Source organism: Vagococcus salmoninarum, from assembly GCF_003987495.1.
Taxonomy (GTDB): Bacteria; Bacillota; Bacilli; order Lactobacillales; family Vagococcaceae; genus Vagococcus_D; species Vagococcus_D salmoninarum.
The window spans coordinates 48706-70837 of the sequence record NZ_NGJU01000007.1 but is presented as its reverse complement, the minus strand read 5'-3'; the positions used below and the strand labels follow the sequence as shown (position 1 = coordinate 70837).

Sequence of the window (22132 nt, the reverse complement as noted above, 5' to 3'; positions counted from 1 at the left end):
TATCATTTTTATCTTTATTCTGCTCTTTTTTTGATAATTATCTTTTTCACTAGTCATTTTATTTATTGTGATAGTTTTAAAATCTTTTTAGTAATCAATTGATAATCACTTTCACTAGGAATGGTTTGAATAAACACTCGTTCTGGTTTATTCGTGCTATTGATGCTAGCTACATCAAAATCTAAATCTGATACTATCAGTCTAGTTTTTTCAGTTATTTTTCTTGTAATAATAATCTGAACCAGGGCTCTCTTTTTAATTTCTCTTTCAATAATTCTATTCTGAGAATGTGAACAGCTGGAAAAGACGCAAACTTCCAGTTCTTCTCGAGATAAAGACACAATTTCTCGTATGTAATAATGAGTTAAATAATCCGATATAATAATCTGGGGGTATTGTTGTTTTAACTGGTTTTTAAAGAGCAAGGTTTTATCCCAAATATAAGGATTATCTTTTTGATACTTTAATAAGACATCATTAAAGTCTACTACTGAATAGGGAAAAAACTCCTTACTAATAAAATAAATATACAAGTTGGCTGAGAGTAATAAATGCAGCTCTAGCGATAATTTAACGGCAAAAAAATCTGAAAATAACTCTACCCAATGATGCACCCAGCTGATTTTTTCATTACGCTCTTGACTGTTTTCACTAGCATGAAGATCGATTTGAGCTAATTTCTTATTATCAAATAACCCTATTTTCAATGTATAAATCAAGAGAAAATTAAGTTCCTTGGTCATTTGTTTCTCACTTGCTCCTATTTTCCGTAACTGGTTAGCATAAAAGCCCATAAATTTTTCTTCCAACATAAACGCTTTATAGGGTTTTAAAAATGTCATCTCTGACATATAGTAATTTTGTGACAGTCTGGAAAAGGATATATAGTAGAGTAATCTAATTTTCTGTCTGATTGGAAACGCCGTATCTAACAAGCTTTCTTCTTGGCTATCGACTTGCCATGGCGATTGCTCTAAATAGTCTTCCGTTAAACCATAGGCCCCAAAAAAAAGTTCAAAATAAAAATGCCGAATGTGATATTCTTGACCTTTTATCATCGGCTCTTGACTTAAATTCAATGTTAAACGATATTTTTTAAAAATCTTTTTTAAGTCCTTAACATGACGGTACATAGAAGCAATACTTATGTAATGTTCTTCAGAGAAATCTAAGACATTTGTAAACTCTCCTGTAAAAATTTTTTGACACAACTTAAAATTTAAACTACGTTTAATTAGAACTTGTTTCATTTTGTTAAAAGAAAAATTATTTATTTGATAAGTCACCACTTGCTTATCAATAATATTTATTAGTAGGCCACATTGCTCTAAATTTAAAGTCTGGTACTCATAAATACTTTCTGTTAACATTTTGCTACTTATTTCTAACTCACTAGCTAATTCTTTTAAAGAAAGTTCCTTGTTTTTCCTTTCGTAGATAAACTGGGCCATTCTTAATAATCGTTGTTCCTTTTTCCCCAAAAATGAATCGATTGTGATCCCCTCCCTTGTTTATTGAACACTATCTTTTTATTCTTAGCTATTTCCCCAATAGCCCCTTCTTTGTGAAATAATTACCATCACACTTTAAGGACCTTTGATTAACAAACTCTTTCACAACATTCACATTATAATTCATTTCACAAAAACCTTCATTTTTACTAGTTCGTAAATATCGAACAATTTTTAAACTATGCTTTCAAAAAAAAAACAGAACTAATCTAAGGACTGGGCATCCTTAGGCTGGCTCTTGTTTTATGAATCCTTGATAAACTCTGCTTCTTCAATTTTTCGATGACATCGCCTTAGTGGCAGTATTGTTCCAACTTCTAACGTTCAAAATATATTCTATTTACAGACGAGGTTTTTCACGTTAAAATAAGTTCCTAAACCCTAATTAGGAGGAACCTTATGTTTCATTCATTCATTGACACAATTATTTTTTTCGCTGCTTTAGGTAGTGGCCTGATGGCTGGGATGTTTTTTTCTTTTTCCAGTTTTATTATGGCTGCCCTCAGTCAAATCTCACCTAAAAATGGCATTAGTGCCATGCAGTCGATCAATCTCACCGTGCTAAATCCGTTATTCTTTAGTATCTTTTTCGGAACTGCTGGGATAAGTGGCTATTTGTTAATCACCAATTTGTCTCCTTTAAACTGGTCTCAAAATAGGTATTTAATGATTGCCAGCCTCCTCTATCTTCTCGGAACTTTTTCCGTTACAGTTATCTTCAACGTCCCCCTAAATAACAAACTGGCTAACATTTCAGCTGAGACTCCCGAGGCAGAGGATTTTTGGAAAGAGTATTTAAAACGATGGACCTTTTGGAACCATTTTCGGGCACTAACTTCACTTGGTGCTATGGCTAGTTATATTTTAAGTCTGATTAACTGAGGCAATGCAAAGGAGGTGTGACAAAAGTCGTTTAAATACAAGTACTTCGTTGTCCCTGTCTCTAATGACTGCCGTTGCTCTTGCTAATTTATTAGCTTAGAGGCAAGGGGCAACGTAGTAAAGTCATAAGAGGCACGGCACTTCGTTGTCCCTGTCTCTAATGACTAAAGTCATAAGAGGCACGGCACTTCGTTGTCCCTTATTTCTAAATGCTAAAGCATTAAGAATAACGGCAGCGTTTAGCAGTTGTTGAGAGGGTCGCTATTTGACTTTTGGAACTCGTTAATCAAATAACGTTCGTCAGAATAAAGGGACCGTCGACTATTGTCACGGTCCCTTTTCATTAGGTCTTTGTCTTACTCTTGATTCAGGAACTTCCCTGCCTGATAGTCAGCCAAGATTTCCCGGACTTCCTCTGTGGATTTCGTCGTCATCAACTTAACACGTAAATCACTGGCGCCAGGAAAACCTTTGACGTAGATTTTAAAGAAACGATGTAAACCGACAATGGAACGGGGAATGACTTTGGCATACTCATCTTGTAAATCAAGTTGCATGTTCAGTAAGCCTAACAACTCCGTAGCAGTGTGTTCTTTTGGTTCTTTTTCAAAGGCAAAAGGATTTTTAAAAATCCCCCGACCAATCATAATGCCATCAACGCCGTATTTTTCAGCTAATTCTAAACCTGTTTGGCGATCAGGAATGTCCCCGTTAATCGTAATTAAGGTATTCGGCGCCACCCGATCACGAATGGCTAAAACTTGCGGAATCATTTCCCAGTGGGCATCAACTTTACTCATTTCATTACGCGTTCGTAAGTGAATCGACAAATTCGCAATGTCTTGTTCTAACAAGTGGGTTAACCATGCTTCATGTTCCGCTAACTCACTATAGCCTAAGCGAGTTTTAACGCTGACGGGTAAGCCACCAGCTTTGGCAGCAGCGATTAATTCAGCGGCCACTTCTGGTCGTAAGATTAAGCCACTGCCTTTGCCACGACCTGCCACATTAGGAACGGGACAGCCCATGTTTAAGTCAATGCCTTTAAAGCCCATTTCTGCCAATCCAAGACTCATCTCTCGGAAAAACTCCGGCTTATCTCCCCAAATATGGGCGACTAAGGGCTGTTCGTCTTCCGTAAAGACTAAGCGCCCCCGAACGCTTTCTTTGCCATCTGGGTGGCAATAACTGTCGGAATTGGTAAACTCCGTAAAAAAGACATCTGGCGCCCCGGCGGCTTTTACGACATGGCGGAACACCACATCTGTCACATCTTCCATTGGTGCTAATACAAAAAAGGGTTTCGGTAACTCCGCCCAAAAATTAGTTGTCATTATATACTCTCCATTTCATTTCACCTAAATACTTTCCCCAAAAACATCGTAATTATACTCGCTAATTGTGAAAGAATCAAAGGGAATGTTTACTAGCTGTATTGATTAGATTTATTTTATCACAATTTTTGAGCTTCGTCTTTGTTAGGCTGCTTTCTATTCCCCATTAATTATTAAAAAAACAGACAAGAAACTCTTACCAGCCTGAGTTTCTTGTCTATTTAGCGATAGTTTGACATAATACTTCTAGAAGGATTTTTATCACTTTAATTATTAATCAAAGGAGCTTATCATGAAACGAACAATTGGCATATTTGCCCACGTTGATGCCGGCAAAACAACTTTTAGTGAAAGCTTACTTTATTTATCTAAGCAAATTAGTCAACCTGGTCGAGTTGATAATGGCAACACTGTCCTTGACCACAATCCCTTAGAAAAACAACGCGGGATTACGATTTTTAGCGATACCGCCCTCTTTAGTTGGGGAGAAAACGACTTTCAGCTAATCGATACTCCGGGACATCCTGATTTCTCTGCAGAAATGGAACAAACGATTGCTGTTCTTGATTTGGCAATTCTATTAATTAGTGCCACTGATGGTGTACAAAGTCATACGTTAACCTTATACCGCTTATTAAAGCAAAAACAGATTCCTGTTTATATTTTTATTAATAAATGTGATTTACCGACTGCCGACTTAACAAAATCCCTCCTTTCAATCAGTGAGCAACTAACACCTGACTACTATGTCATTAATGACATCACTGACTTTGCAAGGACTGAGTATCAAGAATGGCTCTGTCAATTTGATGATGACCTACTAGAAGCTTACTTCGCTGAGTCCTTGACGACTGACATGGTGCTAACAGCGACCAAACGCTTAATTACTGCTAAAACAATTACCTTAGTTGGAACTGGTAGCGCCCTTAAACATCAAGGGACTGAGTCTTTTTTAGACCTTATTAACGAGACTAGCCCTTGGCCCCTAATCTCAGAGACAGCCTTTACTGGTCACGTTTATCAAATTAACTACGACCAACAAGATCAACGGGTCACTTACTTAAAATGTCTAAGTGGTCACCTGACAAAGAAAATGGAAATCCTCGTTAACGGTCAATTGGAAAAAATCAATGAAATTCGTTTATATCATGGGTCTAAATACCACTTAGTTGAAACAGCCCAAGCTGGGGATTTAGTTGGTGTTACGGGACTGAAACATTCCACTGTTGGTTCTACTGTTGGTTCTACTCTTGGGGCTACCACTGACCAAAACTACCAGCCTAGTCTCTTGCCACTACTTAGAGCAAGTGTGGTTCTTAATGATTCACCCCTCCATGAAGTTCTAAAAAGTCTAAAAAAAATCGAGGAACAAATGCCCCGTTTAAATGTTAGCTTTGAGCCCTTAATTCAACAAATTTCCGTCCAAATTATGGGTAAAATCCAATTAGAAATTTTAAAAGCCATTCTAGCCACTGACTATGACTTAGATGTTGATTTTGCCCAAGCTCAAGTTATTTACCAAGAAAGTATTCAAGAACCCATCATGGGGTATGCTCATTTTGAACCTTTACGTCATTACGCTGAAGTTCATTTGGAACTGCTTCCCTCTGAGGACGAACAGTTGACCTTCAGTAGCGAAGTCAGTCTTGAACAACTAAACTTACCTGCTCAAAATCTGATTGGGGCTAGTCTCAACTCTCGTCTACAAAAAGGACTTTTGACTGGGAGTCCTCTGACTAAGATTCATTTTATTTTAAAAAAGGGCGCCATGCACTTAGAGCATAGTAGTAAAGGCGACATCCGAGAAGCTACTTGGCGAGCCATTCGTCAAGGCTTAGAAAAAGCTGATAATGTTTTGCTAGAACCATGGTACGCTTTTGAAATCACCTTGCCAACATCGAGTATGGGTCGCGTACTAACTGATATTCCTCGCTTACATGGCCAATTTGAGCCACCGACTATTCTCCAAGACTTGGCAGTCATTACAGGCATTGGTCCCGTCGCTACTTTTATCGACTATCAAGAGCAACTCATCGCTTTCACCCAAGGTCAAGGGGTGATGACTTTAAGTTATTTTGACTACTTACCTTGTCACAATAGGGAAGAAGTTATTGCCAGAATTGCTTATGAAAAAGAGCGGGACCTTGAGTACACTTCCAGTTCTGTCTTCTTGAAAGGACCAGCCGGCTTTGAAGTTAAATGGTTTGATGTTGAGAAGTATTTGCATCTCTGAAATAACTGTGCTCTTAATTAGCAACTAACTAGCGACTTTAGCTAAAGCAAAAGCCACTTCCTTGATTTTCAGGAAGTGGCTTTTAGTTTACTTAGTAAAAAAACACCTTCCAAATATTGGAAGGTGTTTCACTGATTTCTAGTTAAAGATTTTTGGTCCTTTACGCATGTTCTTGCGATCATTTTTAGGTTCAGCCATTTTCTTAACACGGCCACCTGATTGTTTGTTTTTAATGATTTCTAACATTTTTTCTTTATTTTTCATTTCTCATACCACCTTTATTATTTAAGACTGCCTACGTAACATACTTTAATAGGCTGCAACAGACTATTATTTCCATAAAAAAAGACCTTTCGCAACAGCGTGCGAAACGTCGGAAATGACTTGCTTAAGACTAGGTGCTAGTGCTTTCTTTCATTACTCCCAGTAAACTGTTAGTAACTATCAAGTCCTATAACCAAAGCATCTTAACGTTTTTAGCTCAGGAATGAGTATAACACGGATTTCCCTAGATTGTCAATGACAGTACTCCCTGTGATAAGTCCCCTAGCCAAAGATATAGATGCTTGTTAGTGTTATGGCAATATAGCTTAGTAACATCAGCATGCTTAAAACCACGACTACTAAGTTGATTTTGTTCTTAGTCTTACGGTAGCACCAAAGACTTGTTAATAAAACCCCTGAATTTCCTAAAACTAGTAAATAATCCACATAGGGTCGAATACCGATACGGGTGTCAATGTCTAAGACCGCAGAAATTGATAACCAAAAAGGCACAGTCGCAAGGATTACGAGCATGATTAATAAGACGTTACCTTTTGTCGTTGATTTCATCTTCATCATTCCTTTTTATAGTACAATTTTAATTGTTTATCTTCAGTAATGATTTCTCGCTTTTCAAGACTCTTCGTTACTAAAGTCTGAATGTTGTCTTGATTCATTTTTAAGTAACGTTCAGTATACTGACGGTTATAATTTTTATTCCGTTGTTCTTTTGCTGCCTTCAGTTGTAACTTTTGATCGATTTTTACTGAGTAAGGTAAACCAGCGCCTTGAGGAATTGGTAGCGTTAAGATAATATCGTTCTGATTTAAAACTTCAACTGAAAAGTCATGCTGATGGAAACTCGCTAGAACAGACAAGTGCTTGCCTTTAAAGGGAAAGTCTAAAGGACTAACCGTGTCGATTGTAACTAAGTAATTAATAATTTTATTAAGCTTAGCCTCTTCATGTAACAAATAAATAGCATTATCTTTGCTTGTACTTCCATCATACCATCCCCCTTCTATTAAATTACGTTGATAGCTCTTGACGTCTAAGGCACGTTTTTGATTATAGCTTAAATAGCCAATCACTAGAATTACCATTAGCCACAGCGTTCGTCGGTAGATTTTGTACCATTTAGCTTTCTTTGAAACGTCTTTAGCCAGCCCCTCATCTCCTCGTAAGAATGTATCAAGAGATACTTCAAATAAATCACTAATGGCAATTAACGTATTTAAGTCTGGATAATTGCGATCGACTTCCCAACTGGAAACCGTTGAACGAGAAACGTTTAGTAACTTCGCTAACTGTTCTTGAGTCAAATTTTGTTTCAACCGATTATCTTTAATTTTTTTCCCAATTGTCACAAGCTCACCTCCTACCTTCAGTTTCTCAATATCTGTCAATAATGTCTAGGGATTCCGACATTAATTAGCTGATACATTTCGTATCACCCTTAGTTAAAAGGCTTTAGAAAGGTTTTAGTAAATTTTTTAGTGCGGTGACTCGCAAAAAAGTCTACTGCATCTCAGATTACCCCTCCCACTTGATTTTGTATTTCGTTATGATAACTGTCAACAAACAACTAGTAATGATTAAATAAGCGATATTAATGGCATTGTCTGATAAAGTAAAACGACTAAGCCACAAGCTTTCTAATAACTCAATCGAATGAGCCATTGGTGTGAACTTAGCTATGTTTTGAATCTCATTGGGTAATCTTTCTAAAGGAACTGCCACCCCTGAACCGAAAATCATTATTAAGAAAATTGCTGTGGCGGCGATATTTATGCTCCGAGAAGATTTAAAACATAAGACTACAATGTATCCTAGACTATCAAAAACATAGACAGCTAAAAGCCAAAAGAACAAAAATCCTAAGGTTTGGCTAAATGACATGAAAAAGTTCGCCCCAAAAAACCAAAAACAGGTCACCAAAACTAGTAAGCTTGATAACACAGTAACTGCTAGATAAGTAGACATTACTGATAAAAAATAAGTTAAATAAGATATTGGGTATGAGAAGTAGCGTTTTAAGGTGACTTTTTCTTTTAACTCACTGATTGAAATTGGAATCCCCATCAAGCCAACATTAGCAATAATAAACACGAGATTAATAGGAAAGACTGTATCAATGCCTTTAAGCCCTTGTGCCTCATCAATGACATCTGCACCAAAAACTGACCCAAAGACAATAGTTAAAACTAAGGGTAACACAAAAATAAAAAACATCGATGACGGTTCGCGAATGATTGCCTTAACTTCAAGGATGATAATTGCTTTAATCTTACTTATGGCTTCCTTCCCTTTCAACGAATTCTCTGATAGTAAAGGTTCTTTAAACATCTTTCCCCTCCTGTTCTCGAGCTAAGGCTAGGTAAACATCTTCAACGTTCACTCTTCTGACATTTTCACTTATAGCTAGTAGATTATTAGTTATAGCGTTAAAGTTCTCTTTAACAAAATAATTAGTAAATCCCCCTGAGACAAGCTCTTCAAACTCTTGATGATTGGCTAATAAGATTTCTTTTGTTTGGCTAGCAAATTGGGATTTAACTTGAATTCTTGTGCTAAATTTAAATTGAGATAATAACTTACTAACAGCTCCTTGAAAGACGAGCTCCCCCTGACTCATTAGTAATAGTTGATCGCAATAACTAGCTGCTTGATTCAAATAATGATCAGAGACGAGACAAATCTTCTTTGCCCCTTGTTCTTTGATAATTGACCAAATGAAGTCTCGGGTTTGGACATCTAAGCCTGAAGCTGGCTCATCGAAAAAGATCAGCTCGTAATTAGGAATAAGAGTGGTAGCAATCAATAGTCGTCTTTGTAACCCACCAGAGAGTTTGTGACATTTTTGATGACGATGTTCATACAAGTCAAACTTCCGTAGATAACTCTCTAAATCGAGCTTTCTTTTAAAAATCCGGCTAACAAAACGTACTTCTTCAGCTACAGTTACATGCTTTCTGACACTATTTTGTTGTAGTAAGATACCAACTTTCCTTTTGAAGTCTTTTCCTGACAAGCTCTGATGATAAATTAGCTGACCTGAACTTGGTCGAATCATTTGAACTAGCATCTCCATCAACGTCGTTTTACCACTACCATTTGGCCCTGCAAGTAAATAAACGCCTGTCTGAGAGAGTTCAAAAGAGACATCTTTCACAGCAACCTTTTCTCCGTATATTTTGTTGAGCTTAACAGTTTTTAACAACATGCTTTACCTGCCTTTCTTAAGAGCTTACGACGTTTATTTGGCTTTTATTATAGGCAATTTTTGAAGGCAGATGACCAAATAATCCCAAACAGCTAGAAAAATGTCTTGAATGGTTGAGAACAAAAAAAACACCTTCCAAATAAATGGAAAGTGTTTTGAACTGTTAAATGAATGGCACTCATTTTCTTGCGAAATTTCCGTCCCATACTGTCTTCGTAAAGGAATAAATTCCAAACGATGCCAGCAATTAACGTTTTGAGAATTCTAAACTCTAAAACGAAGGATACTCAATACTAATTAATCCTTTTATATCAACGATTACAAAATATAAAAATACTTATTAGATGATAAAAATTCATTATATTGGATATAACTAACACCAATTAACACCATAAAATAGACTAGTCAAAATTATTTATGACTCATCAATCTCAAATTCAGGTAATTTTTCAACTAACTCTAAAGTTTTCATACTTACAGTAATTATAGATAATAAAAGGTTTAAGATATATTTAGAATCAGCACTATATTCATTAGGATCATCAATAATACCAGATTTGGGATCCTTATTAACTTGATACTGATCAATAATCCAATCAATTGCAGAACGTCCATTCACTTTATACTCATAAGCTTTTTGAGGTATATTACTTATAGTTACATCTTCATTATAAATAATCGTATCATAAATCCCTTTTTTAGAGTACTTCATTTTTGATACTTTAAAATTAGGATTATCCTTAGAGTACTCTATAATTATGTCATCCCAAACAGGTTGTTCTTCATAATGTATATGGAGATTCGCAAGTTTTTTCCCTATCTCAATGTACTTATCTTTATGTATTAATAAAGGTATACGAGGTAACGACTTATGTAAGTCATTAGCATATTTTTTCTTATATTCTGGTGAATGTAAAACAGCATATACATAGTAAATTACGTCCTCCGAATCAATATTACTTATCATCGTAAATTCAGGATTTATATTTGACAAAACCTCCACGCCCAACAAATCACTATCTACACTAACTTTAGGCATAACAACTTGTGTACCACCATCCATCATACCTAAATCTGGAATGAGATTAGTTAACAATGAAGAATACTCTTTCTTATTACTACTACCTAGTGTAGTTAAAATCATACCATTTTCGGGTAAATCTCTATAATAATGTCGTCGATAGTCAACGTAGTCCTTAGCATAATATAAGTATTTTTTTGTAAATGGTCGATACATTGTTTCAACAACAAAACCACTATCAAAAACAAGTCTTGCTCCTTTCTTAAATACTGTTTTCAATTCTCTACTCCACTTTAAATATGTCTCATCACTATTAATAGATTCAATTGTTTTCTTCTCATTTATTTCATTATTAAACCTATCAATAAATATTTTGGCAGTACTAATTAACCTTACATTTGAAAAATTATACGCCCATTTATCTCGTTGTGTTTTTACTCCTGATGACTTCGTTAAAAAAACATCTCCTTCAAGTGAAGAAAATTTTAAATAGCTATCATCACGCTGATTAATCCAGTCGTTATTTTTATCAGGGACTACTTCTATCCAGTCAACGCTAGTTAAAGATTTACTTTCTTCTAGAATATTTAACTTTTCTTCTGTACTAAGGTAATAACCAATATCACGATAATATATCTTATGTTCATCACTAGTACTATCTCTTACTAATATTGATATGGCAATTGGCGTTCTACTTCCTGAACCAAAAATTTTCCCTCCCTCTTTACGTGAGACTTCACCTTGAGTCCTTTGATCTCCACGCAAATTAAAAATATATAAATAATTAAAATCATCATATAAAACTTTTCTCATACCAGATGCAGTTCTGCTATCAATAAACTGTCCATTAGAAACAAATCCAATAACCCCATCACTATTCAATCTATCTGAAGCCCACCTAAATGCCTCTATGTAACTATCATAAAGTGAAGTTTTATTTGTAACTGTTGTATATTTAGCATACGTCTGTCTGATTGCATCCTCAAGTTTAGGATAACTTAAATTCTTATTATTATCATTCTCAGATGCCTGTCCTACTGAGTATGGAGGATTACCTATGATAGCAGTAATTGGTATTCCTTGTTGCCGTTTTAGTCTCTCATCATTTGTACCAAAGTAAGTATCATCTAATGTATTTTCATTTTCTGTACTCTCAAAAGTATCAGTTAAAACAATACCTTCAAAAGGAACGTAACCTTGTTCATCTCCGTTAATTTCATCAAATGTTGCTTCAATATTAATCGCGGCAATATAATAACTTAATAAAATAATTTCATTAGCATGTAATTCTTGCGTAAATTTACGTGTAATATCAGCCAAAGTAATCTCACCATTATTCATTTGTTCTTGTAAATAAGTCAATGTACGAACAATGAAAGTTCCTGTTCCTGTAAAAGGATCTAAGATATGGACTCCTTCACTTGCTATTGATTTCCCAAAGTGTTTGATTAATACATCATCTACAGACTTAACAATAAAATCTACTACTTCAATTGGTGTAAAGACTATACCCATTTTTTTTGAAGTCTTTTCAAAAGCTGTCTTAAAGAATCTTTCATACAATACATTTATAATTTTTTGCTTATCTTCGGATTTTTCAACGCCTTCAGCACGCATTTTTACTGATTCATACAAGGGCTCAAGATTTTCTTGCTCTTTTGAAAAACCAGCTTTTTCTAACTCCTTTAAAATACTTTCCATAGCTAATGAAACAGGGTTATTATTTACAAAGCTATACTCGTCAAATAACGCTTCAAAAATAGGCTTAGTTATCAAGTGCTGAGACAGCATTTCAGCAGCCTGGTTCTCGTCAATACTGTCATTAATATTATGTTGTAATGAAGAAATGAACTTTTTAAACTCGATAGCTATAGGGTCTTTTTTATCAGTTAGTTTTGTTTTAATCCAACTAATTTGACGTTGAGCAATTTTTGCAACGTCAGCTGACCAATTTTCTAAATACCTTCTATCTCCAACCTTTTGAACGATTTTACCAAAAATCGCACCTTCAAATTTATCCCATTCTAAATCTAATTGTGTTTGAGTGTAAGATTCATTACTATCTTCATTTACTTTATCATTGTCATTGCTTGTTGCTGGAGCTCCTCCAACACCTATTACTTTCAATTGCTTAGGTTTAGCAATATTTAATTTATCAACCATTGCTTCAAAACGTTCATCGACAGAACGTAACGCATTAATAACTTGCCACACTACTTCATAATTTTTATTATTATCCAATATCGTTTCAGGTGTTTCTCCAGATGGAATAACTACAGGTAAGATAATATAACCGTAATCCTTGCCTTCTGACTTTCTCATAATACGTCCAACTGCTTGGACAATATCAACTTGTGATTTTTTAGGAGCCAAAAAAATGACTGCATCTAATGTTGGCACATCAATACCTTCTGTTAAAAACCTTACATTTGATACAATTCTAGCCTCGTCTTCTGGTTTGTTAGGATCTGCTAACCAGTCCAAAACTTCACCTTTTTGTAAAGCATTCATTGAACCGTCTGCATGTCTCATTGATAGTTCAATAGACTCTTCTTCTAATTCTGTTCCTAAATATTCATTAACGACTTCTTCAAATTGTTGTGTGACTTTTTTTGAATCAGCAATAGTTCTTGTAAAGGCAATAGCTCGTTCTAATGGTGCTCCATCATAAGGACTATTCTTGATAGGATTTTTATAACCATTCCTTCTCATCATCCCATTCCAAATACCTACAATTCGACCAACATCATCAATATTTAATCCATTCTCAGGGTCAGACAATGTTCTTTGCATATCTTTTTGAATGGCTGCTTCATCAACTGCTAAAACCATCACTTTATAATCTGTCAAAATACCATGAGAAACAGCTTGTCCAAATCCCATGCGATAAAATACTTCTCCAAACTTAGATACATCATCCATTGAAGAAAGTAAAATACTTTTATCTTTAGCACTCTTTTTAGCACCTTCACCATAGATTTTTGGTGTAGCTGTTTGATACATTCTTTTTTTACCTTGAACGTTATTATTACTATGAACTTTGGTAAAAGCACTAGCTTCTTTACTTGCTTCATGAGCACCAGTCGTTCTATGTGCTTCATCAGAAATAATTAAATCAAACTCAGGAAATCCTTCTTTTTGTGCGTTTCCAATTATTTCAATACTTTGATACGTACTAAATACTACAAATATATCTGAATCTTTTTGAGTTTCTTCTACATCATGCCAATTTTTTAATAACTGCTCTTTTGAAGTTGTTGCTGGGTACCCAATATCTGTTGCCTTTATATCTTCTGTTCCATCATTACCTCTTGAAGCATCTCTATCAGATGTCACTGCCATACTAGTCATAATCATCTCTGTATCATTGTTCCAACCTCTTAAAGTTTGAGTTAGTAATTGAATACTAGGCACAAGATAAAGTACTTTAAATTGACCAGCTTGTTTTTTAGAGAACGCCTCAGCAATCTTTAAGCTAGTAAACGTTTTTCCGGTACCAGGAGCCATTATTAACTGACCACGATCATTTTCTCCATAATGTTCTAGAGCATGCTCTAGTGCTAATTCTTGATATGGCCGAAGCTTTTTAGCTGATTTAATTGTTATAATTTCAGGTCTTTCAAAACTAAATTTTGTCCAATCAATTTGAGAATTGCGTAAATCAGATAAACCTATTAACTCAATTCCTTTTTCGTTGTGTTCTATTGTATCTTGGGCATTTTTATTCCAATCATCTACAGTTGATACGATTAATCCACGTTGATAATAACTTTTACCTAATTCAGCCACAAAAGAATTAATTTCAGACTTACCAACTTTATTTTCATAAAATTTAGCTTGAATAGCTACTAAATCACCATTAAACTGCTCAGCAACTAAATCAACACCTGTATCTTTTTTCGGAATTCCATACTCAGCTGGTACATCACTTAATTCCCATACATTTTTGTATAATCTTTGATAAGTTGGCTCGTTTTTCAAATAAGCTAATACTAACTTCTCAAATAAAGTTCCTCTTTCACGCTGGACATCTCCAGCTGTGTGATTAATTTGTTTTATTAAATCATCAAATGTATTAACAACTTTCTCTTTCATAGCATCCTCCAAATTTATAATGATTCATCTATATATTTATTTTTCTAAGAAGCTAAAACTTACTTAATAAAGTATATCATACGTACAATACCAAATAGATGAATATTATGGAATCCATCCGTATATGACCTCTTTATTTATCAAACTCATAACCCTCAAGTTCAATAAATTGCACTCTCTTTAACGCAGTAATATATGCTAAAGAGGATTCAACTAAATACTTCATTCCCAATTCACTTAACCCTGCCTCGATACTATTCATGTCATTTACAATTAGATTCCCCATTTTTTTATAATCCGATACTATTATATTTCTAACTCTTAACCCTAGAGAATTTTCATTTAGTGCGTTTTCCTGAAAAAATATTTGTATTCTTTGAGCTAAATCATCTAATTTTTTATTTAATTTCTTCAATGTATATAATACATTACTAGAACTATTATTATTAACATTTTGAGACTTGACTTTAAAGTCATTTTCGAGAAAGTTATTAATTAATTTAAATAGCATAGTATCGAATTTGTACCATGTATAATTAATTGCATTTGCTTTTTGAATAGTGTACTGGCCAACTGTAGTATCAGGCTTTATCTGATAAAAATAACCTGGAACCGTATAATTACTATTAGGAAATTTTGGCATATCAATTTCACCCGTTTCAAACATTTGCCAATACGTATAATATTCAGAGTAAGGTACATAATCCAGAAGTTGGCTATTATAAGTTTCTTTCATATCTTCATCTGTTCCCAACAAAATATCATTAAAAAGGTTTCTAAATATATTTAATTGTAAACTACTATCTTTTTCAAGATCACCCCAAAGTAACTCTTTTCCACTATAAAAACCTAATTTCTCGCTGAGATGCTCAATATATAAATCTGGAACTAAGTTGGGATTTTTCTTTGGATAAGCTCTGCCGCCAGCAATATTAGTAATAAGGGAATAATCAAATTTGTTATATCTAAACTGTTTATCAACTTCGCTTTCTTCTTCCTGTCCTTTGAGACTTCCTCTATAGTCCTCCTTGTCCTTATAACCAGCTAACTGATAATAAGTTAACTTTTTTTCTTTTTTTTTGTTCATTACTCGTTTCCCAATCTCAGAGAAAATATATTGTTTTGTCTTTTCATACATAAGTAGCCTTCTTTCTAAAGTATGGTAAATATATAGATAAAAAAGTTGCAATCATTAACCTAAACTCTACCATAATAATATGTACTATACTAATAATTGTCAAAAGGATCGCAACCTAATGATAAAAATAAAAGTAGTAAATACTAGTTACATCTACTAAAGGAGAAACATAATGAGAATAAAAAATTCTTTAAATTCATATAACGAAACAACAGCACAAAAATATATTTTAGATAATACTCCTATAATTAGTATCTCTTCTGAAATAGAAGTTCAATACAACTGGATTGAAAAAAAAAGAACAGATGAAATTACGGGATACAAACTTTATTTTGTTCAAGAGGGAATAAGTCCGTTTCCCGTAAAATTCACTAAAAAACCAGATCTACCTCCATTTCTGTCAGAAATAAAACTAAATAAACTTGAAGCAATCGAGATTCGACCTAATGTCTATTTTAGATCAGCAGGAATTGAGGTAATTAAATAGTGAATAAACAAGAGCTTGAAGCGTATTTACTCCAATCTTTAAATATGGCTCTACAAATAAATGGCGAAACATCATATACTAATTCTTTTGATGTTCAGGTACAGGATGAAGGATTTCTCTTCATCCCTCGCCTTCCTGCTAGTTACATTGTAGATAACGAGCTGTACCAAAATATTTATTTAATTAGTAATGCTGCACTTTATCCTGAATTTACTCTACTTAAACAAGCTGGAATTTATTTTGTTCCTCTTGACACAATGGACATTCATGTAAAACGAGCTTTGTTTTTCCCTTGGAAAAAAGGAATTTCAAAACGTTTGATTATAAATGATATAAATCTTTTTATCAAAAATGTGCCAACAAATACTATCCCCATCATGGAGAATTTCACCATAAATATAGATAATGTAACTAGCATAGGAATAGCTGGTAACAGCGGATCTGGTAAATCATATTTATTGACGTATATGCTACATATATTGAATAACATAAGTGACTTAATTATTATAGATCCAAAATTTGATCTCCCTTCAAGATGGGCACGAGACAACAACGTGCGAGTAATAGCACCTAATAAGAATCGAAGTAAGAGTGACTTTGTCTCAGCTGTTAATAATGAATTAAGTAAATGTCTTGATTTAATCCTTCAAAGGCAACAAATTCTTTATGACAATCCAAATACTAAATTTGAACATTTTACAGCAGTAATAGATGAAGTATTAGCTTTATCTGATGGCGTTTCAAGACCCATTAAAGAATCTTTTTTTAGCCTACTATCACAGATTTCACTTCTTGGAAGAGCTTCCAATATACACCTATTACTAGTATCACAACGTTTTGATAATAATGCGATACCAATTTCTGTTCGCGAACAGATGAACGTACTTATCCAAGTTGGTAATATTAATACCAAAACAACACAATTTTTATTTCCAGATCTAAATTTAGATGGAATTGTGATACCTCAAGGAATTGGAACTGGACTAATACAAGTTATTGACTCAGAGCACCCTTTTCAAGTAGTTCCGTTACTGACACCAACATTTCATGATATGAACAGAGGGAGAAATCTATGAAAAAAACTTATTTTATCAAAACATTCCGAATAAACAGCTGTTTATTTATCATATCGATATTATCAACTATGATAAGAATTTTATTAGAAATAATGAGTATTTTCTTGTTTTCGGAAGCAAATCCTAATTTGACACAATACACTCAATTTTTCAAAAAGTATTTATTACTGTTTGGAAATAGCTTAGACAAAATTATTTTAATCATCATAGCGATATTAATATTTTTAATACTGCCTGAATTAGTTTTTAGAATTACCAAAGACTCACTATTGAATTATATAAAATCATATTGGATAACATTTCGTTTGCGAAAATTCCTAATTAAACAAACTGACTATGATAATGAAAATGAATTAAAAATACAAAAACATAATCTGGCTATCCAAAAATCAGTTATCGATATTCGTAATAACAACATTCTTTTCATTATAAAACTTCCTAATGATCATGAAATTCAAAGATCTATTACAGACACAACTGATGGACTGCGGGAAGAAATCTCGAGCCTATTTCCCTGCTACGTTTTCTCTAGTTTCGAACGTAAAAAACACCTATTAGTTTTGGAAGGAACAAATTTCAGATAATAATAACGGAGCTTTTGCTTGCTTTAAGCAAGAGCAAAGAAGCTCCGTTTATAACAGAACCATGGGGTTACTACGACCCCCATGGTATCAATAATCAGTAATCAAAGATAAGTAAATTCCTCTTGCTTGTCTTTAAGCATGAAAGGAACTCCCAAAAATGAAAAATGAAAAAAGATCTAACAAATGGGCTTTTCTAATATATCAAGAAAGCTCTCCCAAAAACTATTTAGAAATACTTGAAAGTTTACGAGTCCCTTTTGTACTTAGTCCTTGGCATGATAAAGACATTAATTCTGAAACGGGTGAAATAAAAAAATCTCATAAGCATGGTGCACTCTATTTTGACTCTCTAAAAAGTTATTCTCAAGTCTCAGAGTTAATTAGTAATAAACTTAACGGACCTTCTCATGTAGAAATTGTCTTATCACCTAAAGGTATGTTTAATTATTTTACTCATGCAGATAACCCTGATAAGACGCTATATAATGTTGAGGATATTGAAAGTGGATGTGGATTTGAAATAGAGAAATTCTTATTGGAACAAAACTCCGATAATTTTATGAATGAAGTCATAGATATTATCGAGGAGAATAATTTCACAGAATTTGAAGATTTAGTTCGTTATGCTAGAAAAAATAATTATCTGTTACTTGGTCTTATTATTGAACGAACATACTTCTTTGCGAAATATCTTGATTCCCGTCGTCATAATCCAAATAAACAATTAAAAAAAGAAGGTGATAAGTATGAGTAGTAATCTACCTCTCCTTTTAACAAGACAACAAGCATCCGAATTTCTTGGCATTGATCCAAAATCATTTGATAAATATATTCGCTGTCACCCTGATTTTAAATGCTTTATGGTTGGCAAACAAGAAAGATTTACAAAATTAGAACTTCTCAAGTTTATAGAAAACCACTGTATTAATTAATCTGAAAATTGATAAAATATCACTTATCATATATTCTATATGTGACTAGTCTATTTTATCAATTTTTCTATAAGAAAGAAGGCTGATAAAATGGCAACAATTACTAAAAGAAATAATTCATATCGAGCGACAGTTTCCCTTTATAAGAAAGGAGAATACAAACGAGAAACAAAAACTTTTAAAAATAAGAAAGATGCTGAATTATGGACTCTTGAAATGGAATTGGAAAAAGGACGAGGAAAAAATATTGCAGAACGTTCTACCCTATTCACTGAATTCTATCGTACATGGGTAAATACCGTTAAGAAGAATTATGTTCGTGAAGCTACATTCATTAATTACATGCGAACTATTACAGTTATTGACACGCTATTTGAAGGTATTAAACTAAAACATCTTGATGATATTGTCATGCAAAAAAAGTTAGATTATTACGCTGAAACTCATTCGAAAAAGACAACTAGAGAACTGGTACTTAAAATAAGAGGTTCACTAAAATATGCGTATGCTAGAGGTCTAATTACAAATGACTTTGGCTCACTTCTAAAATCAAAAGGGCAAGAACAAGCCAAAAAGAATATTGCACTTTCGATCACCGAATTCAAAAAGTTAAGGCAATACTGTATTAAACATCAAGAAGATGAATTCAATATACTTGTTTTGTTAGCTCTAGAAACTGGAGCACGAAGAGGAGAGTTATTAGGAATACGAAAAGAAGATATATTTGATTCTGGCATTTATATTAGACGTTCAATTAGTCCTACTAACAATGATACTCAATTAAAAACAAAGCATTCTAAACGTGATATTTCTATTAATAAGGACGTTTATAATGCTCTTATCACACTATCTAAAAACAAGTCAGAGTATATATTCGACTGGAATAGTTTCAGACAATCCCAACAGCTTCAAAAATTACTAAAACAGTTGGAAATAACAAAAACTACTTTTCATGGTCTAAGAGATACCCATGCATCTTTTCTATTTTCAAAAGATATCAGCATTGATTATATTTCTAGAAGACTTGGTCATAATTCAATTCTAACCACTCAAAACTACTATCTTGAATTAATGCCAGAAAAAAAGCACCAGCAAGATGCTGATGCTTTAAATCTATTAAACGATTTATCATAACAATTAACACCAAACGACACCAGAAATATGGTTGAATCGTTGATATAACAATGTTTTGATTAACGTTTTGAGAATTGTGATGCTTTACGGGCTTTCTTAAGACCTGGTTTTTTACGTTCAACCATACGTGAGTCACGTGTAAGAAGACCTTTTGATTTCAATGCAGAACGGAAGTCAGGATCAACTTCTAATAATGCACGAGCAATCCCATGACGAGTCGCTCCAGCTTGACCTGAATAGCCACCACCGTTTACGTTTACGATTACATCGTAAGCACCTTCAGTTGCAGTTGCAGCAAAAGGTTGGTTGATAACTTCACGCAAGTCAGCATGCGGAATGTATTCTTCGATTTCTTTTTTGTTCATGATAATTTTTCCTGTACCAGGCATTAAGCGAACGCGTGCTACAGAGGTTTTACGACGGCCTGTGCCGAAATATTGTACTTTAGCCAATGATTTTCCCTCCTTAAATTAGGTTAGTGATATCTAATACTTCTGGTAATTGTGCTTGATGCGGATGTTCTGATCCAGCATAAACGTGTAATTTAGACAATTGTTGACGTCCTAAAGTTTTCTTAGGAAGCATGCCTTTTACAGATGTTTCAATCAAGCGGCGAGAATTTTTCTCACGTAATTCACCAGCAGTGACAGATTTTAATCCACCTGGGTATTGACTGTGACGGTAATAGATTTTATCACTTGCTTTGTTACCTGTTAATTTGATTTTTTCAGCGTTGATTACGATTACGAAATCACCAGTATCCACATGAGGTGTGAATGTTGGTTTATTTTTACCACGTAGAATTGACGCAACTACTGCAGAAAGACGTCCCATAGGAATGTCTGTAGCGTCTACTACGTACCATTTACGTTCTACTTCGCCAGCTTTGGCCATATATGTTGTACGCACGTTTGTTTCCTCCAATTTATAAGTCTGATGTTTGACACAATAAGTCTTCCGGGGCTCATCGTGGGGCAAACAATACCATCTACCATATTACCCCCAATCCTCCCCTTTGTCAATATTTTTTACTGTTCCATTTGAAAAAAAACAAAAAATATTTGTTAGTCAAATACTCCTCCTATTTTAAAGCTTTGACTTCATTTTCAAGTTCTTCGTAAATAATTTGCTAAGGCCTTGGAATTTCCATCGTAGTCGACTTGGACATAACTGAGGAATAAGCTATTGTCACTCGTCTTCTGGTCAGCAAAACTAGTCCTGTTAGTTGTGACATAAACTTTGCGACTAGCTACGTTACTAGACAGCCCTGAGAAGCTTATTGATACTTTGGGAGGGATAGTCGGGCGAAAGCAACCTTAATTACTCCTTTTAATTCCCCTTTAGCTGTTATTATTTATGCCCCTTTTGTCATCTTACTCAACAAGCCACAAACAACTCAGCTTTAACGATAAAAAAACCCGCAAATCTTAGAAGGATTCGCGGGTTTGTTATGTTTATTCGTATTTAACTTCCATCAAGTACAACCCTTGAGGATGTGCCGTTGGGCCAGCGGCTTCGCGATCTTCAGCGGCAATCATCTGGGCCATTGCTTCAGGTTCGATTTGACCACGGCCAATTTTAATCAACGTACCGACTAAGATTCGCACCATTTTATATAAAAAGCCGTCACCACGAAAAGTAAAGAGTAACTCATCAGGACCAAGGTAAGAAATCGTCGCTTCATGAATCGTTCGCACTTTATTTTCGATCATCGTCCCAGTGGCACAAAAAGAAGTAAAGTCATGAGTGCCAATCAAGGCTGGTAAAGCTGCCTCCATCTTACTGACATCTAAAGGATATGGTTGATAGGCTGCGAAATGGCGTTTAAAGACGTTCTTAGGCTTGCCAATGTCAAGATGGTAATGATAGGTCTTCTCCACTGCATGATAGCGTGCGTGGAACTCTGGGTGGACTTCAGCCACTGAACGGACACTAATGTCAGCTGGTGTCTGAGTGTCAAAAGCGTGACGGATTTTTTCCACGTCACGACCATGTTCTAAGTCAAAGTGAATGACTTGCCCCCAGGCATGGACCCCAGCATCTGTTCGGCCAGAGCCATAAATAATTGTTCGTTGATTCCCGTTTAATTTTGAGATAGTTTTTTCTAACTCCGCTTGGACGGTATTGCCATTATCTTGGCTTTGGAAGCCGCTGTAATTCGTGCCATCATAGGCAATAATTGCTTGATATCGAGGCATCTTTATTCTCCTTAAAAGGC

Annotated in this window: 20 protein-coding genes; 8 read left to right on the top strand and 12 right to left on the bottom strand. The window is 34.4% G+C overall.

Going from position 1 to position 22132, the window contains the following annotated elements; all coding sequences use genetic code 11:
• Positions 1–62: 62 nt before the first annotated feature.
• Positions 63–1451: a helix-turn-helix domain-containing protein gene (locus CBF35_RS06065; protein WP_126779130.1), complete on the bottom strand. Its 1389-nt coding sequence runs from the start codon at positions 1449–1451 to the stop codon at positions 63–65.
• A 459-nt stretch (positions 1452–1910) separates the two neighbouring features.
• Between CBF35_RS06065 and CBF35_RS06060 the strand changes: the two genes are divergently transcribed.
• Complete coding sequence (locus CBF35_RS06060) at positions 1911–2393, top strand: anthrone oxygenase family protein (RefSeq protein WP_126779127.1); 483 nt, start codon at positions 1911–1913, stop codon at positions 2391–2393.
• Positions 2394–2749: 356 nt separating this feature from the next.
• On the opposite strand, the gene CBF35_RS06055 is transcribed toward CBF35_RS06060, so the two are convergent.
• Complete coding sequence (locus tag CBF35_RS06055; RefSeq protein WP_126779125.1) at positions 2750–3727, bottom strand: tRNA dihydrouridine synthase; 978 nt, start codon at positions 3725–3727, stop codon at positions 2750–2752.
• Positions 3728–4019: 292 nt separating this feature from the next.
• On the opposite strand from CBF35_RS06055, the gene CBF35_RS06050 reads away from it, so the two are divergent.
• Positions 4020–5960, top strand: coding sequence for an elongation factor G (locus CBF35_RS06050; protein ID WP_126779123.1), 1941 nt, complete (start codon positions 4020–4022; stop codon positions 5958–5960).
• 138 nt (positions 5961–6098) lie between these two features.
• On the opposite strand, the gene CBF35_RS15070 is transcribed toward CBF35_RS06050, so the two are convergent.
• The 7 genes from CBF35_RS15070 to CBF35_RS06020 form a co-directional block, all read right to left on the bottom strand.
• The gene (locus tag CBF35_RS15070; protein WP_265586432.1) at positions 6099–6224 is read right to left on the bottom strand and encodes a hypothetical protein; all 126 of its coding nucleotides are present in this window, start codon (positions 6222–6224) and stop codon (positions 6099–6101) included.
• Positions 6225–6506: 282 nt separating this feature from the next.
• Complete coding sequence (locus CBF35_RS06045; protein ID WP_126779121.1) at positions 6507–6794, bottom strand: hypothetical protein; 288 nt, start codon at positions 6792–6794, stop codon at positions 6507–6509.
• Positions 6795–6799: 5 nt separating this feature from the next.
• Positions 6800–7591 (bottom strand): helix-turn-helix domain-containing protein, encoded by a 792-nt coding sequence (locus tag CBF35_RS06040; RefSeq protein ID WP_170174721.1) that lies wholly within the window; start codon positions 7589–7591, stop codon positions 6800–6802.
• Positions 7592–7757: 166 nt separating this feature from the next.
• The gene (locus tag CBF35_RS06035) at positions 7758–8570 is read right to left on the bottom strand and encodes an ABC transporter permease (RefSeq protein WP_126779117.1); all 813 of its coding nucleotides are present in this window, start codon (positions 8568–8570) and stop codon (positions 7758–7760) included.
• Entirely contained in the window at positions 8563–9447 is an 885-nt protein-coding gene (locus CBF35_RS06030; protein ID WP_126779114.1) for an ABC transporter ATP-binding protein, read from the bottom strand. The genes CBF35_RS06035 and CBF35_RS06030 overlap by 8 nt, the downstream gene beginning before the upstream one ends.
• A gap of 415 nt (positions 9448–9862) precedes the next feature.
• Complete coding sequence (locus tag CBF35_RS06025) at positions 9863–14563, bottom strand: DEAD/DEAH box helicase (protein ID WP_126779112.1); 4701 nt, start codon at positions 14561–14563, stop codon at positions 9863–9865.
• A gap of 133 nt (positions 14564–14696) precedes the next feature.
• Positions 14697–15701: a hypothetical protein gene (locus CBF35_RS06020; protein WP_126779110.1), complete on the bottom strand. Its 1005-nt coding sequence runs from the start codon at positions 15699–15701 to the stop codon at positions 14697–14699.
• 172 nt (positions 15702–15873) lie between these two features.
• Here CBF35_RS06020 and CBF35_RS06015 point away from each other — a divergent pair, with 172 nt between their 5' ends.
• From CBF35_RS06015 to CBF35_RS05990, 6 genes are all read left to right on the top strand, one after another.
• Positions 15874–16188 (top strand): hypothetical protein, encoded by a 315-nt coding sequence (locus tag CBF35_RS06015; RefSeq protein WP_126779108.1) that lies wholly within the window; start codon positions 15874–15876, stop codon positions 16186–16188.
• On the top strand, positions 16188–17264 hold the full coding sequence (locus CBF35_RS06010; RefSeq protein ID WP_211345295.1) for an ATP-binding protein: 1077 nt from the start codon (positions 16188–16190) through the stop codon (positions 17262–17264). The genes CBF35_RS06015 and CBF35_RS06010 overlap by 1 nt, the downstream gene beginning before the upstream one ends.
• Complete coding sequence (locus CBF35_RS06005) at positions 17261–17848, top strand: hypothetical protein (RefSeq protein WP_126779106.1); 588 nt, start codon at positions 17261–17263, stop codon at positions 17846–17848. Before CBF35_RS06010 ends, CBF35_RS06005 begins: the two co-directional genes overlap by 4 nt.
• 157 nt (positions 17849–18005) lie before the next feature.
• Positions 18006–18602: a replication protein gene (locus CBF35_RS06000; protein ID WP_126779104.1), complete on the top strand. Its 597-nt coding sequence runs from the start codon at positions 18006–18008 to the stop codon at positions 18600–18602.
• Positions 18595–18780 (top strand): helix-turn-helix domain-containing protein, encoded by a 186-nt coding sequence (locus tag CBF35_RS05995; RefSeq protein ID WP_126779102.1) that lies wholly within the window; start codon positions 18595–18597, stop codon positions 18778–18780. The genes CBF35_RS06000 and CBF35_RS05995 overlap by 8 nt, the downstream gene beginning before the upstream one ends.
• A 90-nt stretch (positions 18781–18870) precedes the next feature.
• Positions 18871–19914 carry a site-specific integrase gene (locus CBF35_RS05990; RefSeq protein WP_126779100.1) on the top strand — a complete coding sequence of 348 codons (1044 nt, stop codon included), beginning with the start codon at positions 18871–18873 and terminating at the stop codon, positions 19912–19914.
• A gap of 59 nt (positions 19915–19973) precedes the next feature.
• On the opposite strand, the gene rpsI is transcribed toward CBF35_RS05990, so the two are convergent.
• The 3 genes from rpsI to truA all read right to left on the bottom strand — a co-directional run bounded on the left by rpsI (position 19974) and on the right by truA (position 22112).
• The gene (rpsI, locus tag CBF35_RS05985) at positions 19974–20366 is read right to left on the bottom strand and encodes a 30S ribosomal protein S9 (RefSeq protein WP_126779098.1); all 393 of its coding nucleotides are present in this window, start codon (positions 20364–20366) and stop codon (positions 19974–19976) included.
• A gap of 13 nt (positions 20367–20379) precedes the next feature.
• Complete coding sequence (rplM, locus tag CBF35_RS05980) at positions 20380–20808, bottom strand: 50S ribosomal protein L13 (protein ID WP_342352314.1); 429 nt, start codon at positions 20806–20808, stop codon at positions 20380–20382.
• Between the two features lie 560 nt (positions 20809–21368).
• Positions 21369–22112, bottom strand: coding sequence for a tRNA pseudouridine(38-40) synthase TruA (gene truA / locus CBF35_RS05975; protein WP_126779094.1), 744 nt, complete (start codon positions 22110–22112; stop codon positions 21369–21371).
• Positions 22113–22132: the final 20 nt, after the last annotated feature.